Source organism: Niabella drilacis (assembly GCF_900101395.1).
Lineage (GTDB): Bacteria > Bacteroidota > Bacteroidia > Chitinophagales > Chitinophagaceae > Niabella > Niabella drilacis.
In genome coordinates this window covers 265,590-282,597 of sequence record NZ_FMZO01000001.1, presented here as the reverse complement: position 1 = coordinate 282,597, position 17,008 = coordinate 265,590, and the positions used below count along the sequence as shown (strand labels likewise).

Annotated in this window: 12 protein-coding genes and 1 riboswitch; of the genes, 4 read left to right on the top strand and 8 right to left on the bottom strand. The window is 48.9% G+C overall.

Translation table 11 applies throughout. The features are described from left to right. Nucleotides 1-43: 43 nt before the first annotated feature. The 4 genes from BLS44_RS01270 to BLS44_RS01255 form a co-directional block, all read right to left on the bottom strand. On the bottom strand, nucleotides 44-3,190 hold the full coding sequence (locus BLS44_RS01270) for an efflux RND transporter permease subunit (RefSeq protein ID WP_090388595.1): 3,147 nt from the start codon (nucleotides 3,188-3,190) through the stop codon (nucleotides 44-46). Between the two features lie 204 nt (nucleotides 3,191-3,394). Next, complete coding sequence (locus BLS44_RS27085) at nucleotides 3,395-3,718, bottom strand: DUF6660 family protein (protein WP_394332461.1); 324 nt, start codon at nucleotides 3,716-3,718, stop codon at nucleotides 3,395-3,397. A 129-nt stretch (nucleotides 3,719-3,847) separates the two neighbouring features. Then, nucleotides 3,848-4,582 (bottom strand): hemerythrin domain-containing protein, encoded by a 735-nt coding sequence (locus BLS44_RS01260; RefSeq protein WP_090388207.1) that lies wholly within the window; start codon nucleotides 4,580-4,582, stop codon nucleotides 3,848-3,850. A 117-nt stretch (nucleotides 4,583-4,699) separates the two neighbouring features. Beyond that, entirely contained in the window at nucleotides 4,700-6,226 is a 1,527-nt protein-coding gene (locus BLS44_RS01255) for a sulfatase family protein (protein ID WP_090388206.1), read from the bottom strand. 352 nt (nucleotides 6,227-6,578) lie between these two features. Here BLS44_RS01255 and BLS44_RS01250 point away from each other — a divergent pair, with 352 nt between their 5' ends. After that, the gene (locus BLS44_RS01250) at nucleotides 6,579-8,075 is read left to right on the top strand and encodes an arylsulfatase (RefSeq protein ID WP_090388594.1); all 1,497 of its coding nucleotides are present in this window, start codon (nucleotides 6,579-6,581) and stop codon (nucleotides 8,073-8,075) included. A gap of 190 nt (nucleotides 8,076-8,265) precedes the next feature. Here the strand turns inward: BLS44_RS01250 and BLS44_RS01245 are convergent, their stop codons facing one another. The 4 genes from BLS44_RS01245 to pckA all read right to left on the bottom strand — a co-directional run bounded on the left by BLS44_RS01245 (nucleotide 8,266) and on the right by pckA (nucleotide 12,478). Continuing rightward, nucleotides 8,266-8,712: a PepSY-like domain-containing protein gene (locus tag BLS44_RS01245; protein ID WP_090388205.1), complete on the bottom strand. Its 447-nt coding sequence runs from the start codon at nucleotides 8,710-8,712 to the stop codon at nucleotides 8,266-8,268. 71 nt (nucleotides 8,713-8,783) lie between these two features. Continuing rightward, a complete protein-coding gene (locus BLS44_RS01240; RefSeq protein WP_176954274.1) occupies nucleotides 8,784-10,055 on the bottom strand; it encodes a sensor histidine kinase in 1,272 nt (423 codons plus the stop codon). Between the two features lies 1 nt (nucleotide 10,056). Continuing rightward, nucleotides 10,057-10,728: a response regulator transcription factor gene (locus tag BLS44_RS01235; protein WP_090388203.1), complete on the bottom strand. Its 672-nt coding sequence runs from the start codon at nucleotides 10,726-10,728 to the stop codon at nucleotides 10,057-10,059. Nucleotides 10,729-10,873: 145 nt separating this feature from the next. Next, on the bottom strand, nucleotides 10,874-12,478 hold the full coding sequence (pckA, locus tag BLS44_RS01230; RefSeq protein ID WP_090388202.1) for a phosphoenolpyruvate carboxykinase (ATP): 1,605 nt from the start codon (nucleotides 12,476-12,478) through the stop codon (nucleotides 10,874-10,876). 293 nt (nucleotides 12,479-12,771) lie between these two features. Next, nucleotides 12,772-12,879, top strand: a riboswitch (SAM riboswitch). A gap of 310 nt (nucleotides 12,880-13,189) precedes the next feature. Here pckA and BLS44_RS01225 point away from each other — a divergent pair. Genes BLS44_RS01225 through BLS44_RS01215 form a run of 3 tightly spaced genes read left to right on the top strand, consistent with a single transcriptional unit; the run spans nucleotide 13,190 to nucleotide 16,856 of the window. Continuing rightward, the gene (locus BLS44_RS01225; RefSeq protein WP_090388201.1) at nucleotides 13,190-14,503 is read left to right on the top strand and encodes an O-acetylhomoserine aminocarboxypropyltransferase/cysteine synthase family protein; all 1,314 of its coding nucleotides are present in this window, start codon (nucleotides 13,190-13,192) and stop codon (nucleotides 14,501-14,503) included. Between the two features lie 50 nt (nucleotides 14,504-14,553). After that, nucleotides 14,554-15,594, top strand: a complete 1,041-nt coding sequence (locus BLS44_RS01220; RefSeq protein ID WP_090388200.1) for a homoserine O-acetyltransferase family protein — start codon at nucleotides 14,554-14,556, stop codon at nucleotides 15,592-15,594. A gap of 5 nt (nucleotides 15,595-15,599) precedes the next feature. Then, nucleotides 15,600-16,856: a homoserine dehydrogenase gene (locus BLS44_RS01215; protein WP_090388199.1), complete on the top strand. Its 1,257-nt coding sequence runs from the start codon at nucleotides 15,600-15,602 to the stop codon at nucleotides 16,854-16,856. Nucleotides 16,857-17,008: the final 152 nt, after the last annotated feature.

The window sequence follows — 17,008 nt, the reverse complement described above, 5'->3', positions numbered from 1 at the left end:
CTATTTCGTCATTTTAATCAGGCGACCGCCTTCCAGAGCATTGCTACCCCTTGCCTGCTGCCCTTTGCCTGTTGCTGCCCCTCCTTCGCTCAACAGAGAAAATAATATATAAACAAGGCAATACCACCAGCGTTAAAAAAGTTGCTGTTATCAATCCGCCGATGACAACGGTAGCCAGTGGCTTTTGCACTTCAGCCCCTGCCCCGGCGCTCATCGCCATCGGTAAGAATCCCAGGGAGGCAACGGTTGCCGTCATCAGCACGGGGCGTAAGCGCATCCGGGTCCCATCCAGTACCCGTTGTATCACGTCGGCAACACCTTCTTTCTGCAACTGGTTAAAAGTGCTGATCAGTACAATCCCGTTTAACACAGCCACACCAAACAGGGCAATAAAGCCAACCCCTGCTGAAATGCTGAAGGGCATTCCCCGCAGCAGCAATGCAAATACGCCGCCGATAGCACTCATGGGAATGGCCGTATAGATCAGCGTGGCCTGTTTTACAGAGTTGAATGTAAAATAAAGTAACCCAAAGATCAGCAGCAATGCAACCGGCACGGCCAGCCGCAATCTCCCGGACGCTTCCTGCAGGTTCTCAAATGTGCCGCCGTAGGTAAGGTAATAGCCGGTTGGCAGCTTATTTTGCGGCTGCGCCAATTTATCCTGTATCTCCTTTACCACGCTTTCCACATCCCTTCCTTTCACGTTAAACCCAACCACGATCCTGCGTTTTCCATCCTCACGGCTTATCTGCGCGGGGCCTTCCTTTATGGATACCGTTGCTACCTGTGACAGCGGGATCTGGTTCCCTGTTTCGGTAGCTATATATAAATTGCCCACGTCCTCGATCGAAGCACGGCTCGCGCTATCGAGGCGCACAACCAGGTCAAACTTCCGTTCATTTTCGAAGATCACACTGGCGGCTTCGCCCGCAAAGGCAGTGCTGATGGTCTTATTCACATCATCAACATTCAGTTTGTAATTGGCCATTCTGGCCCTGTCGTACTGGATGGTTATTTGCGGCAGGCCCGTGGTACGTTCGATCTGCGGAGCCGTGGCTCCCTTTACAGATTGCACCACCTTTGAGATCCTTGGCGCCCATGCAGCAAGAGAATCAATATCCTCCCCAAAGATCTTTATTGCCACATCCTGCCGTACACCTGTCATGAGTTCATTAAACCGCATCTGGATCGGCTGCGTGGCTTCAAAGAAAACTCCGGGTATCACTTCCAGCTTTTCCATCATCTTTGCCGCCAGTACATTATAGTTCTTTGTAGTGGTCCATTCCTTCAGGGGTTTTAATGTTATGATCAGATCCGTTGCTTCAGGTGGCATGGGATCGGTGGGAATTTCTGCGCTGCCCGTTTTACCCACCACGGTTTTTACCTCGGGGAATGATTTAATGATCCGCTCCGCCTGCATAGACGTTTCAACACTTTGCGACAGCGAAGTGCCCTGTGGCAATATGCAGTGAAAAGCGTAATCGCCCTCCTGTAACTGCGGCAGAAACTCGCCTCCCATTCTTGAAAAAATAAAGCCCGCCAGCACCAGCAACAACAATGCGCCGGTAACTACCCCATACTTCATCCGGATGGCCCAATGAATAACAGGATCATAGATGCGCTGGAAACGATGCATCATCCTGTCGGCAAATGTCTTTTTATGCGCGATCTTTCTTGAAAGAAAAACAGCGCTCATCATCGGGATATAGGTCAAAGACAATATCAGCGCACCGATGATCGCAAAACTTACCGTCTGCGCCATTGGCTTAAACATCTTGCCTTCGATACCACTCAGCGAAAGAATGGGCAGGTAAACGATCAGGATGATCACCTGTCCGAACGCTGCAGAGCTCATCATTTTTTTTGCGCTTTCCTCAACAGCTTCATCCATCTGCTGCCTGGTAAGCGCGGTTGTAAATTTTTTGGCTACGAGTAAGTGCAGGGTGGCTTCCACAATAATTACAGCCCCGTCCACGATCAATCCGAAATCGATGGCCCCCAGGCTCATCAGGTTGGCACTTACGCCAAAAAGCCGCATCATACCCAGGGCAAACAGCATCGACAACGGGATCGCCGAAGCTACGATCAGGCCTGCCCGTATATTACCCAGGAAAAGGATCAGGACGAATATTACGATCAGGGCGCCTTCTACCAGGTTGGTTTCAACGGTACTGATCGCCCGGTCTACCAGCCCTGTACGATCAACAAATGGTTCGATCTCTATATCCTCCGGCAAAGATTTCCTGATCGTTTCCATTTTAGCCTTTACCCTCGAAACCACTTCTGCGCTATTGGCACCTTTGAGCATCATTACGATACCACCTACGGCCTCTTTTTCCCCGTTATAGGTTAACGCTCCATATCTTACCGCATAGCCCAGTTTCACTACTGCCACATCTTTAACCAGAACAGGGATGCGCGCGCTGCTGGTCTTTACCGATATGTTTTTGATATCCTCCAGTGAGGTCACCAATCCAATACCCCTGATAAAATAGGCATTCGGCTTCTTGTCGATATAGGCGCCGCCGGTATTCTGGTTGTTTTTTTCCAGCGCAGTGAATATTTCCGGGATGGTCACATTCATAGCCTTTAACCGGTCCGGGTTTACAGCTACTTCGTATTGCTTTAACTGGCCTCCGAAGCTGTTCACCTCCGCAACGCCCGGCGTACCATATAATTGCCGTGCAACGATCCAGTCCTGCATGGTGCGCAAGTCCATCGCGTTGTACTTATTTTCTGCGCCTTTTTTGGGATGGATGATGTACTGGTATATTTCACCCAGGCCGGTACTTACCGGTGCCAGTTCCGGCTTACCCATTCCCTTCGGGATCTTTTCTTCGGCTTCCTTCAGTTTTTCATTGATCAGCTGGCGGGCAAAATAGATATCAATATCATCGTGAAACACCACAGTGATAACCGACAGACCAAACCTTGAAATAGAACGCATTTCCTCCAGGTCTGGAAGGTTCGCCAGACTTTGTTCAACCGGATAGGTTACAAACTGTTCTACCTCCTGTGAAGCCAGTGTAGGCGATATCGTGATGATCTGAACCTGGTTGTTCGTAATATCGGGAACGGCATCAACAGGCAATTTTGCAGCACTCCAGATACCCCAGATAATAAGCGCTATTGTACCAGCAGCAATTACCAGTTTATTTTTTATACTGAAACGTATGATTTTATTAAGCATATCTTTTGTTATTTTGATAGATACCCCTGCCACCGGATCCGGCGGCTGTAGTCTACAGCCTATAATAACCGTTATTGTGCCGGGAGCCCATGCGGCGGGTTATAGGGCAGGGCAGTTCCCTTACCGGGCCTGTTTGATGCACCGTCAGCAGGGTTAATACCTTAAGGTACTAAGCCGGAACCCGCGATCAATAAGAAAAGTAAGTCAGGATATCTTAGGCGGTTGCCAGATATTTCCATAATAGTTAGAAATGAAGAAAAAATCCCTTGGCAGGAATTTCCGGGCTTTTACATCAGGCGCTTTTGTTGCATCTGCTTTAAGAAGCTGAAAAGCAAAGTTTGCAGTGGCACCACAGCAGCTGCAAATGCAGAAGGGACCGCAAATATCCCTGTGGCTGGCCGGGTGATCATGGCTCCTGGTCATTTCAGTACCGGAACCGGAAGTATTGCACCTGCTGTAGCCATCGCTGCACGGCATTACAGATACCGCCAGGAGATATACAACAAACAGGAGTGCGAAAAACTTCATTGCTGCAAAGGTAGCCAACTACCGGATCGGATCCATAAAAATTAATGAAACAGCAGTGCAAAACAAGGCATGCCCGCCTTTGTCCGGGTGTCCGGACCTGCCGGTATATGCCATTCCAAAATGTCCAAATCAGGCCTGAATGCGGGGGGTAAACTGCGCCAGGTCGTAGATGCCCAGTTGTTGTTCTATGCCTGCTACTTTATCTACAAACAGCTCAAATCCCCCTTCTCCAAAAAGCTGGTGCTCCCTTTTCTCAAAGTCCTCACCCAAGCTGTCAAACTCCTGTTTGCTGATGATCTTCCGCAATGCCGGGAATAGTACCGTATCCTCCCTTGCTTCATGTGGCCGGTACATGTGTATAAAAGCGGCTATCAGGCTGCTTAATCTTTGTTTATCCCCATCTGCTGATACCTGTGGCTGTTTGCCCAGCTGCAATAGCTGGCCGGTGATCAGCCTTCCCTGCTGATGTTGCGCCCTTAATACCTGAACAAGATCTGTCAGCTGATGTGCCTTTTCAAAACGGGGGAATAAAAAATCCTCTTCCTGTTTCTCATGATATTCCTCAATAAAAGTGCGGATAATCCCTGCAGAAGCGGTAATAAGCTGGGGGGCAACCGGCTCGTTGGCTGCCAGCATCCTCAAAAAATGATCATAAATCAATAAAACCCGGTTCAAGATACCATGTTCACGCATCAGGTCCTCCGGCGGACCTATTTCATCTTCTTCGGCACCTTTACATCCCGCGAGGTACGCCGTACCGGTAACCGCCGTAACAAGGGCTATATTCAGGCCTTTTGTAAGAAAAGAACGCCGGCTGCGGCCTTCGTTATTGTCATTCCCCTCCTGTATATCCTGATCTTTCATAACAGTATTTTTAAGAAGCAATGTGCCTATTGAAGCTACCTGGATATGCAGCAAATCGCATACCAGTCCCGTGTATTTGCCGGATATTAACCAGCCGGCAACTCAGGATACCCGCTCCTACTCAGCCATTACCTTTTCCAGCAGTGCTTTTAATGCCTGCACCCGCTGCGGATACTTTCCGGCAAGGTTGGTCCGCTCCCCAGGGTCCTTGTTAAGATCATACAACTGATCGGCTGTACTATAGCCGGTTTCGATATTTACGGCGCCCATCAGTGCGGGCCCTTTTGAGGGCGACAGGTATTTCCAGCCATCTTTTATAATACATAAGGCACTATTGGCAGGCTGCTCAATAACAAAGTCGCGGTGCTTCCTACTGCGACCGGTCAGGGTTGAAAAATAATTCCTGCTATCGGTAAACTCTCCTGCCGGCAATTTTACATTCAGCATTGCTGCAAAAGACGCCATGAGATCCACCTGGCTCACCAGTGCATCCGATTTCTTTCCCCCGGCGATCTTTGCAGGCCATTGCACAATAAAGGGCACCCGGGTCCCGGCCTCAAAGGCGCTGTATTTTCCGCCCCGGTAAATGCCGCCCGGCCTGTGATCCAGCGCTGCCGCTGTTTCTGCCGACTGATCCATGTACCCATCGTTCAATACAGGTCCGTTGTCGCTGCTAAAGATCACTATAGTGTTCCGGAGCAATCCCCGCTCTTTCAGTCCGTTCATGATCACCCCCACACTATGATCCATTTCGAGGGTTACATCACCCCGGTACCCCAGCTTGCTTTTCCCTTTAAATTCGGTGCCGGGCATACGGGGCACATGAATATTATGAATGGCATAATAAAGAAAGAAAGGTTTTTGCTTCTTCAGGCTTTCATCAATAAAGGACAGCGCTTTATTATTGAACACATAGCCCAGCTCTTCGTCTGTCCATTCGCTGCGCTTGCCTCCCTGCATAAAACCGATACGACCGATACCGTTTACGATATGCCCGTCATGTCCCTGCCGGGGATCATTGGGCTGCTTCAGCAGTTCCGGGTGTGCTTTCCCTGTCAGTTCCCCGGGGAAGGCTTTATGATAGTCCACAGCTATCGGGTCCTTCGCTTCCAAACCCAGCGTCTGTTGGTTTTCCATAAAAACGGTAGGCACCCTGTCGGCGGTTGCCGGAAAAATGAATGAATAGTCGAATCCTACTTCCCTTGGGCCGGGCGTTACTTCTTTATTCCAGTTCACCGGGGATTGGCTGCCCAGGCCCAAATGCCATTTGCCCACGGCCCCCGTTACATATCCTGCCTGCTGAAATACTTTTGGCAGGGTGGTAATATCGGTAGGGATCACCAGGTTGGCATCACCGGGCAGGATATTGGTTCCTTTTTTGCGCCAGGCATACCGTCCTGAAAGCAACGAATACCGGGAGGGAGTACAGGTAGAGGCCGTTGCATGCGCGTTGGAAAAGTTGATCCCGTTCTGTGCCAGCCGGTCTATATTGGGAGTAGCGATCACCTTTGCCCCATTGCAACTCAGATCCCCGTACCCCACATCATCCGTGTAAATGATCAATACATTGGGACGGTTCTGTACCTGGGCATATGCCGCATGTATCCCAAACAATAACATCATACTAAAAACGATCCGTTTCATTTTTAAAAACAGTTTATGCAGATCTCATAGCCGGCTCCTGTTACCCGGCAGGAATCCACTTCTTAAAAAATAACTGATGCAGCACTTATCCGTACGCCCTGCAGACAGGCCAATTCTATCAAACGGCTGCCCCTGGCGAAGATAAATTTTAAACAACGTATGAAGGGCGATCCGCTTTGCTTTTTGTGCATTCGATTGCACAGGAGCCGTACCATTCCCCCGCGTTACAGGAAAGCGGAAACCGGGATTTTATCTGTACGTTTGCCACACGGCGCCGGGCAATTTCAATACTTCCGTGCAGCGTGCACTACCGGCAAAACCCATCCGGGGCCGTTCTAAAGAAAAGGTCATTATGAAAAAAATACTCCTCCTCACAGCTGGTCTCATCATCTTCTTTCATACGATTGATGCACAATCGCGGCCCAACGTTATCTACATTTATGCAGATGATATGGGGTATGGAGAACTGGGCTGTTATGGACAGCAAAAGATCAAAACCCCCAACCTGGACCGGATGGCGGCAGAGGGCATGCGGTTTACACAGCACTATTCCGGCACCCCGGTTTGCGCCCCGGCACGCTGCATGCTGCTTACCGGAAAGAACGGAGGCCATTCCTATATAAGAGGCAACTATGAGCTGGGTGGATTCCCGGACAGTCTTGAAGGCGGACAGATGCCGCTGCCGGAAGGCAGTTTTACACTCGGACACCTTTTCAGGAACGCCGGATATGCAACAGCCGCCATTGGCAAATGGGGACTCGGCTCCGTAAACACTACCGGTCACCCGCTATTGCAGGGCTTCGATTATTTTTACGGCTACCTCGATCAGAAGCAGGCGCACAATTACTACCCAACCCATCTTTGGGAAAACCAAACATGGGACACCCTCAATAACCCCTACATCTGGGTACACCGGCAGCTCAACCCGCAAACTGCCACCGACCGGGATTTCGACTATTTCAAAGGCAATGTATACTCGATTGACAGGATGACTGAAAAGGCGCTCCGGTTTATCCGTACGCACCGGGAGCAACCTTTTTTTCTTTACCTGCCTTATACCATTCCCCATGTATCCCTTCAGGTTCCCGAAAAATACATCAATATGTATAAAGGACAGTTTGACGAAAAACCCTATTACGGGCAACAGGGTTATGCTGCCGCACGGTACCCCTTATCTGCTTACGCCGGCATGATCACCTGCCTGGACGACCAGGTAGGCCTGATCATGAAGGAGATCAAAAAACTGGGGCTGGATCAAAATACGATCATCCTCTTCTCCAGCGATAACGGGGCCACTTTTAACGGTGGTGTGGATGCAGCGTTCTTCAACAGTGTACAGGGATTGCGGGGATTAAAAATGGACATCTACGAGGGCGGCTTCCGGGAGCCTTTTATTGCCCGCTGGCCGGGGAAGATCCCTGCCGGGAAAACCAGCGCGTTGCTGTCTGTGCAATATGATATGATGCCTACGTTTGCGGAACTGACCGGGCAGCCACTGGCCCATGCAGTAAGCGGTATCTCGCTGCTGCCCGAACTGCTGGGCAAAGGCAACCAGCAACAGCATGCCTATCTTTATTTTGAGTATCCCGAAAAGGGGGGACAGGTGGCGGTACGGATCGGTCCGTGGAAAGGGATCCGCACCGGTGTTCAAAAAGACAGGAATGCGCCGTGGCAGCTGTACAACCTGGAGACCGATCTCCGCGAGGTGCAGGATGTTGCGGCCCAACATCCTGACGTCATCCGGCAGATGCAGGCGGTTGCTGTAAAGGAGCATCAGCATCCGCATATTAAAGACTGGGAATTTATAGACCCTAAATTTGAAAAAGCCTCAGAGGCGCTGAAACACTGATCTTCTATGCTCCCCGCAATCCGGCATTTTAACCGCCGCATCCGCAAAAAATGTAAGGAGCGCAGGGACCGATCCGCGTTGTCAAATATCCTTGCGTACTTCGCGTCCGCCCCTGCGTCCTGCGATTCATTGCTACCGGGAATGAACAATTACATTGCTTGCTTCCATAACATCCCGGCAATTGCCTGCATCAATCATCCATCTTTAGAAAAGCGCCCTTCGAACTAAAATCCAGGTCTGCGCCATTGGATAACCCGACTTCGTACCGGGTATTTGACCGTTCAATTTTCACGATCTTCTGACCGGGAAAATTCCCCGAAATGTACCGGGCTATAGACGGCAGTATAAAACCGGTGGGAATTTCGTTATGCTTACCATCCACTTCCTTCCACTTTCCGTTCCTGTCAAACTCTACCTTTACCGAATTTCCAAGATACACCTCGTACTCTGTTTTCATTAATTCCTTGTCCCTGGTTACACGACTGAGCGCCTGGCCCGGGAAATACTGATTTAAAAACGCCTGAGCCCCTTTTGGAAGCTGCGCTTTTGTAATTGGTGTTTCCTGAGCTAATAACTTTGATCCAAACAAGGTTGCAACTACGATAACGGTAGCTGCCAGGGCTAACTTTACTTTCATACCTTAAATTTTTAGTGTTCCTGCAAAGCTCAAAAACAATTCTGGAAAGAATTGGGAACAGGCTCCTTTCGTTACGAAACCGCTACTTCAAAACAATGTCCTTCTTTAAAAAAATAACGGAAGCGCATGTTACCGTATAAATTGCAGATTGATTGACAAATGGACAGTCCCAGCCCGGTAGAATGGGCATTTTGCTTCCCTTTGCTGAACCGCTCAAAAATAAAGCCTTCATCCAGCGGCAGGGTTCCTTCATTTTGAATCCGGAATGATCCGGACGTAATGGTGATCTCGACCCATTTGTCTTTCTCACTGTGCACAATGGCATTTTTAAGCAGGTTGCTCACCAGGACGATCGCAAGCTCCCGGTTCATTTCAAATTCAAAGACCCCGTTTTCCTGTATTTGTACCTGAATGGCCTTAAATTGGATCAGGCTATCATATTCGTCGGCCAGCTCGTTGAAGATCTTATTAAAATTCACTTTTTCCGCGGCTCTAAACTGGTTATTCTCTATTTTGGAAAGCATTAAAAGAGATCTATTCATCCGCTTTAAGCGATTCAACGTGTTACTTACTTCTTCAATTTTTAATAACTGGCGCTCCGTCAGACTGCCCTCGTCCATAAAAAGCTCCAGCTTGCCGGATGCGATTGCCAGGGGCGTCTGAAGTTCATGAGCCGCATTTTCTATAAACTGTTTCTGCTGCGTGTAAATAGACTCATTTCTTTGAATCATGGCAGCAAGATCCTTTTCCAGGTCATCAAATTCCCGGATCTTCTGATCAGCGCACTCAAACTTCCCGGCAGCGCCCAATTTATATGGCCGGAGCTTTTCCAGGATCCTATAAAACGGCTTCCATGCCTTTTTTAATAAAATATGGTTAAGCAACAGGATACTTAAGACCAGCGCGATATATAGCATCACCAAAGCGGTCAGTATATTCTCTATCAGGTCATCCTCTTCAACGGTAGAAGCATATACCTCCAACCGGTAAAACTGATCATCCTTTTTAAAAACAGTGCGCAACATGCGGACAGACGCTTCGTCGTCCTCCTGTGGAATATACAATTTTGAGTTGTATATCTGATTGCCGGTTTCATGCCATCCGCCCGGCAATTTGGTTATCTTAAATTGCGCGATACCGAATGCATTCGTATTTAATATCCCCGGGTCGGATGCGGCCTCTTTTATAATATGGTCCTTACTATCCTTTAAACCATCATCAATATTATCATAGACCTCTTCAATGATGACCACGTAAAAGACACCTGCCCAGATCCCTATAACACCAAGGATCGCCAGTACCAGGTACCGCAATGTAAAATTCTTTAATGAACGTTTTCGCATTTTATGAAATCTTATAGCCAACGCCATATACAGACAATATATCTGCATCAGCTCCGGCTGTTGAAAGTTTCTTCCTGAGGTTTTTTATCTGGGAATAGACAAAATCAAGACTTGATGCCTGATCGGTATAATCGCCCCACACATACTCCGCTATCGAGGTCTTATTAATAAGCCTGTTAGGATTGGTCACAAAATAATACAGCAAATCAAATTCCTTCCGGTTAAGCAACAAGTCCGCATTATTTACCACCACGGTCCTGTTATCCGGGTCAAGCGTAATGTTACGCCACTGCACTTTATGATCGCCGTTCTGGTTTTTCCTGCGAATGGCCGATTTTACCCGTGCATTTAATTCAGCGAGATGAAACGGTTTTGCAAGATAATCGTCAGCGCCCAGATCCAGGCCGTTGACCTTATCTTCTACGGAATCCTTTGCTGAGATGATGATAACAGCTTCCTTCTTTTTATTCTTTTTTATTTCTGAAAGCAGCTCCAGGCCACTCCCCCCGGGCAACATAATATCCAATAGAATACAGTCATATTCATAAGTGCTTATTTTATCGAGCGCCTGGTCAAAATCTGCCGCTATTTCAGTGATATACCCCTCCCTGCCAAGCGCATCCCGGATAACAGACAGGAGCGCTGCCTCATCCTCAATAATAAGAATTTTCATGCTGTTGATTTAAGGAGTGTAAAAATCGCATTAAATTCTGGAAAGAATTGGGATTCATTACGGGCGCCCGGTAGTGGCCGACCGATGCCCCAAAAAAAGCCACCTGTTACGGTGGCCCTTCATAAAACAAACAAGAAACAATATTTCAGCTCACAGGTCCGGCGGCGCTGATCTCCGTTGCAACCAGGTTCTGGTAGTTCCTAAAATTTTCGGCAAACCTGCCAGCCAGGTCCCTTGCCTGCCGGTCATAGGCTTCCGGCTCTGCCCAGGTATTGCGGGGATTGAGTATCCCCGGATCCACACCGGGACAATGACCCGGGATCATCAATCCAAAAACGGGGTCTTTGTGATATTCCACTTTATCCAGGCTGCCATTCAGCGCTGCCCGGATCATGGCCCTGGATTCGCCCAGCTTTATCCGGCTTCCGGTTCCGTATGCGCCACCTGTCCAGCCGGTATTCACCATCCATACTTTTACCCCATGCAAGGCTATCCGGCTGCCCAGCATGGATGCATAACGGCCCGGATGCAGCGGTATAAAGGGTGCTCCAAAACAGGCACTGAACGTAGCCCTGGGCTCGGTAATGCCGGTTTCTGTTCCGGCAACCTTTGCGGTGTAGCCACTGATAAAATAGTACAACGCCTGCTCCTGCGTAAGCCGGGCAACAGGTGGCAGCACACCGTAGGCGTCGCAGGTCAGGAAGAAGATATTCCCGGGCACACGTCCCGTTTCCTCCGGAACGATATTTTCTAAAAAGTGGATGGGGTAACTCACCCGGGTATTTTCGGTAACAGAAGCATCGTCAAAATTGATCTGGTCCGTTCCGGGCAGGAACGTAACATTTTCAACAAGCGCACCATCTTTCACGGCATGATAAATCTCCGGCTCTTTTTCTTCGGAAAGATGAATGCACTTGGCATAACAGCCTCCTTCAAAATTAAAGACCTGGTGATCATCCCAGCCATGTTCATCATCGCCGATCAGCCGGCGGCCGGGGTCCGTGCTCAGCGTCGTTTTACCCGTTCCGCTCAATCCAAAAAATAAAGCGGTATCCCCGGCGGCACCGATATTGGCAGAACAGTGCATGCTGAGCACATCCCGGTTCTGCGGCAGGAGATAATTCAGAACCGAAAAGATCCCCTTTTTGATTTCACCGGTGTAGCTGCTGCCCGCGATCAGGATCGTCTTATGTTTAAAGCTGATCACGGTAGCATTACCCTGCCGGGTACCACAGCGCACCGGGTCCAGCTCCAGCCCCGGTGCAGAAAGAATATGCCACTCCGGCTCAAAGCATTCCAGCGCAGCTTCTGACGGGCGTAAAAAAAGATGATGGGCAAACAGGTTCATCCAGGGTAGCTCGTTTACAATGCGGATATTCAAACGGTATTCCCGGGCGGCGCACGCATAAGCATCCCTTACCCACAACTCTTTTCTTTCATTCAAATAAGCACGGACATCTTCGAGGATCCGGTCAAAATATTTTTCTTCAAGGGGATTATTAAAGTTGCCCCAGTCGATCGTTGCCGCCGTTAGCTCGTCTTTTACTATAAATTTATCCCGGGGCGAGCGGCCGGTGAACTTTCCGGTTTGGATCACCAATGCGCCGGTATCATTAAGCCGGCCCTGATGATTCATAAGCGTATCTGTAACCAGCTCATCAGGTGTCAGCTGGTAATGGATGGGGTTGGTCTGATGCAGCCCCGCAGCCTTTAGCTGTTTCCGGGGAATCTCGAATGGCTTTGTAAGCATATTACGTTTTATACTTTTGTTGAGGCCACAAAAGTATTATTTGACAAATTCTAAAAAAAATATATTTAAAGCATCTGATATTATAAAATATCAAACAAAAAACGATAAAACAGTAGAAATATTCTAAATAAACACCAACAAACTAACAATTGTTTGTCAATAATATCAATCTGCATGCAATTAGGATAATGATAACAGGAGCACTTTTTTCTTTCCCCATAGTTTCCTACCTTTGCGCCGTTCGGTTTTGGACAGCAACAGTTCTTTTTTATTTTTCCCGCCCACAGCGGGAAACCTTATCAAGAAAGGCAGAGGGTTTGGCCCTGTGAAGCCTTGGCAACCTGTTATGAGGATAACAAGGTGCCAATTCCAGCTCCCGCAAAGCGGGAGGAAGATAAGTCGGATCAGTAGTATATTAAACTTATTAATAGAACAGCTCATCTGGTTTATCCGGTGGGCTTTTTTTATGCGCCGGCGTTTTGCTGCCTCTTAATTTTTTTTGAATATGAAACAAAACTCTACTAAATTCGTAGTCTGCATGAATGAAAGCGCGACATATAAGATCTCTTGCATTACCCCTGTAATGTGTTGCTGCATTTGCTGTATGCCTTAGCAGGCATCTTCTACTTTAATTACACCCAAAGGGTCTGTACCAGGCCTTAATTTCATACTCCAACATCTTTTTTCACTTCATTAAATTCATGATTTATTATGAGCAACCAATTACATTTTGACACATTACAGGTACATGCCGGCCAGCAGGCAGATCCCACAACCGGAAGCCGCGCCGTACCTATTTACCAGACCACGTCCTATGTTTTTAAAAATGCCGATCATGCCGCAAACCTTTTCGGCTTAAAAGAATTTGGCAATATTTACACGCGGATCATGAACCCGACCACGGATGTGTTTGAGCAACGTGTAGCAGCGCTGGAAGGCGGTGTTGCGGCCCTTGCCACCGCATCCGGACAGGCAGCGCAGTTCCTGGCCATCACCAACCTGCTGCAGGCCGGTGAAAACTTTGTAACCTCTCCCTTCCTTTACGGTGGTACCTTTAACCAGTTTAAAGTATCTTTTAAAAGGCTGGGTATTGATGTGCGTTTTGCGGCAGACGACAATGTTGACAGTTTCCGTCCCCTGATCGATGAAAAAACAAAAGCGATCTATATAGAAACACTGGGCAACCCGCGGTTGAATGTTCCCGACTTTGAAAAATTTGCCGCACTGGCAAAAGAATTTGACCTGCCTTTGATCGTGGATAACACATTCGGAGCCGGGGGCTATTTGTTCCAGCCGATCAAGCACGGCGCCAACATCGTGGTAGAAGCCGCTACCAAGTGGATCGGTGGCCATGGTAACAGCATTGGCGGGGTCATTGTTGATGGAGGGAACTATAACTGGGGCAACGGAAAATTCCCCCAGTTCTCTGAACCTTCGGAAGGTTATCACGGGCTGAATTTCTGGAAGATATTCGGCGAAGGAAACCCATTGGGCCTGCCCAATATCGCCTTTGCCATCCGCGCGCGTGTAGAAGGACTACGGGATTTTGGACCGGCATTAAGCCCCTTCAATTCCTTCCTGCTGCTCCAGGGCCTGGAAACACTTTCCCTGCGGGTACAACGCACAGTTGACAATACCCTTGCCCTGGCACAGTGGCTTGAACAACATGATAAAGTAGAGTTCGTATGGTATCCCGGGCTGGAAAGCAGCCCCTATCATGAACTGGCAAAAAAATACCTCACCAATGGTTTTGGAGGCGTATTGCAGTTTGGTATCAAGGGCGGTCTGGAAAACGGACGGGAGTTCATCAACAACCTGAAACTGGTAAGTCACCTGGCCAATGTTGGGGATGCCAAAACCCTGGCCATTCATCCCGCCTCCACTACCCATGAGCAGCTCAGCGAAGCCGAAAGGGCCAGTGCCGGTGTATTGGACAACCTTATCCGCATCAGCCTTGGTATTGAACATATCAACGACATCAAAGCAGATTTTGAACAGGCTTTTGCCGCTGTTTTTAACAAGTAAAAAACAAGACCTGTTAGGTTTTATAAAACTTAACAGGTCTTGCTTAGCTTATGCAACAAGAAGTATTTATACATCCGGAGCCCTTTGTGTTGGAAAGCGGCACCGTTTTCCGGAACCTGCGGCTGGCCTATACTACTTATGGTACCATAAACGCAGCGCAGGACAATATCGTCTGGATCTTTCATGCGCTGACGGCCAACAGCAATCCGCATGAATGGTGGCCCGAAATGATCGGGGCCGGAAAAGTGTTTGATCCGGCAAAAGATTTTATCATCTGTGTAAACATGCCCGGGAGCTGCTATGGCAGCAGCAGCCCGCTGGATGAAGATCCGGCAACCGGTGAACCCTACTATCACGACTTCCCCTTCTTTACGATCCGGGATATGGCCGGGGCTTACCAGCTGCTGCAAAAAGAACTGGGCATCCGGAAAATAAGGATCGGTATCGGCGGCAGCACCGGCGGCCAGCAATTACTGGAATGGGCGGTGCAGGATCCCGGACTCTTTGAATATATCATTCCCCTGGCTACCAATGCGGTTCACTCCCCCTGGGGAAAGGCCTTTAATGCATCGCAGCGCTTTGCTATCGAAGCTGATCAGACCTGGCAAACCAAAAGCCCGGGTGCCGGGCTTAAAGGGATGGAGGTAGCACGGGGTATTGCACTGCTTTCCTATCGGAATGCTACGGCGTATAACAAAACGCAGTCGGAAGCTTCTGATGACCGGCTGGAGGCCTTCCGGAGCGAGAGCTACCAGCGTTACCAGGGCACAAAATTATCGGCGCGCTTCAATGCCTTCAGCTACTATGCATTAAGCAAAAGTATGGACAGCCACAATCTCGGCCGCGGCCGGGGCGGGGTTATCAAAGCCCTGGAACAGATCCGGGCCCAAACCCTGGCGCTGGCACTGGAAGGCGATGTGCTGTTTCCCCCGGAAGAACAGGAATTTTTGGCCGAACATATTCCCGGGGCCATAGAAAAACTGATCCGCTCGGATTATGGGCATGACGGCTTTCTGCTGGAATTTGAACAGATATCGGAAGCTATAAAAAAATTCACAACCCGCCATGCGGAAAGCGTGGCGCTAAAATAAAAACAATGGGCGAACATAAAGAATTAGTGATCGGATTATTTGGATTTGGTGTGGTAGGCGAAGGCCTTTATAAAGTATTGCAGCAAACCCCCTCCCTGAAGGCCTCCATAAAAAAAGTATGTATCAAGCATCCCGGCAAAACAAGAAATGCGCCGGAAGCGCTGTTCACCACCGACCGTAATGAATTGCTGAACGATTCCGCCATCAACCTGATCGTGGAAGTGATTGACGATGCCGTGGCCGGTTTTGAGATCGTAAGCACGGCTTTAAAGAATGGCAAGGATGTGGTAAGCTCGTCCAAAAAAATGATCGCGGAAAACCTGCCGGCGCTCCTGGAGCTGCAGCAGGCAACCGGCAGATCACTCCTGTATGAATCCTCTGCCTGCGCTTCCATCCCCGTGATCCGCAACCTGGAGGAATATTACGACAATGACCTGCTCCACAGCATCCGGGCTATTGTAAACGGAAGTACCAATTTTATACTCACCAAGATCTTTGAAGAGAACCTGTCCTTTAAAGATGCCCTGCTCCTGGCCCAGCAACTGGGCTTTGCAGAAAGCGACCCCACGCTGGATGTGGAAGGGTTTGATGCCCTCAACAAGTGGACCATCCTGCTGCTGCATGCCTATGGTATCGTAGCGCACCCGGATCATATACTGTTTAACGGTATCCAGAACATTGCCAAATCAGATGCCCTGGTGGCCAAGGCGCGCGGGCAACAGATCAAACTGGTGGCACAGGCCAAAAAGCTGATCAATGGCGGCGTGGGCGCTTATGTACTGCCGCAGTTTGTAAATACAGACAGTCCCCTGTCCTTTGTAAAGAACGAATACAATGGCGTAGTGATCGAGAGCGGGTTTGCAGACCAGCAATTCTTCTACGGGAAGGGAGCGGGCAGCTTCCCAACTGCATCCGCAGTACTGAGCGATATTTCTGCTTTACGGTATGAATACCGGTATGAATATAAAAAGTTATACCATCATAAACCGCATCAGCTCAATGATGCCATTTACCTGAAAGTATTTGTAAGCTTTACCGACCTGGCCAATATTCCCAAAGAAGATTTTGAATGGATCGAGGAATGGCATGCACAGGAAAGCCGTAAATATTTATCCGGGGTGATCGCTTTACAAAAACTAAAGCAAAACACGTGGTGGAAAGAAAACGGCACGTCCCTTATTGTGGAAGCCGATGGGATCATTGAAGATATTGAAGAACGGAAATTAAAAAAGAAAAGCCTGGAGCTCGCCGGCCTCTTATAAGCTTAAGTCGGGTTCTGTCTGATACCCGATGCCGATCCGGGTTCCTGACATTTGGAATTCGGATCTTGGCGCTTAGTACCGGGTATCGGGATGCCCGGGCTCGGAGCCGATCGCTGAATACGCAGATCCTAATTCTCAAATCCCCACTCTGA

Bases quoted from the DNA above. Each gene is read 5' to 3' on its own strand.
- BLS44_RS01270 (WP_090388595.1), bottom strand. From the start codon at position 3,190: ATGCTTAATAAAATCATACGTTTCAGTATAAAAAATAAACTGGTAATT.
- BLS44_RS27085 (WP_394332461.1), bottom strand. From the start codon at position 3,718: ATGAAGTTTTTCGCACTCCTGTTTGTTGTATATCTCCTGGCGGTATCT.
- BLS44_RS01260 (WP_090388207.1), bottom strand. From the start codon at position 4,582: ATGAAAGATCAGGATATACAGGAGGGGAATGACAATAACGAAGGCCGC.
- BLS44_RS01255 (WP_090388206.1), bottom strand. From the start codon at position 6,226: ATGAAACGGATCGTTTTTAGTATGATGTTATTGTTTGGGATACATGCG.
- BLS44_RS01250 (WP_090388594.1), top strand. From the start codon at position 6,579: ATGAAAAAAATACTCCTCCTCACAGCTGGTCTCATCATCTTCTTTCAT.
- BLS44_RS01245 (WP_090388205.1), bottom strand. From the start codon at position 8,712: ATGAAAGTAAAGTTAGCCCTGGCAGCTACCGTTATCGTAGTTGCAACC.
- BLS44_RS01240 (WP_176954274.1), bottom strand. From the start codon at position 10,055: ATGCGAAAACGTTCATTAAAGAATTTTACATTGCGGTACCTGGTACTG.
- BLS44_RS01235 (WP_090388203.1), bottom strand. From the start codon at position 10,728: ATGAAAATTCTTATTATTGAGGATGAGGCAGCGCTCCTGTCTGTTATC.
- pckA (WP_090388202.1), bottom strand. From the start codon at position 12,478: ATGCTTACAAAGCCATTCGAGATTCCCCGGAAACAGCTAAAGGCTGCG.
- BLS44_RS01225 (WP_090388201.1), top strand. From the start codon at position 13,190: ATGAGCAACCAATTACATTTTGACACATTACAGGTACATGCCGGCCAG.
- BLS44_RS01220 (WP_090388200.1), top strand. From the start codon at position 14,554: ATGCAACAAGAAGTATTTATACATCCGGAGCCCTTTGTGTTGGAAAGC.
- BLS44_RS01215 (WP_090388199.1), top strand. From the start codon at position 15,600: ATGGGCGAACATAAAGAATTAGTGATCGGATTATTTGGATTTGGTGTG.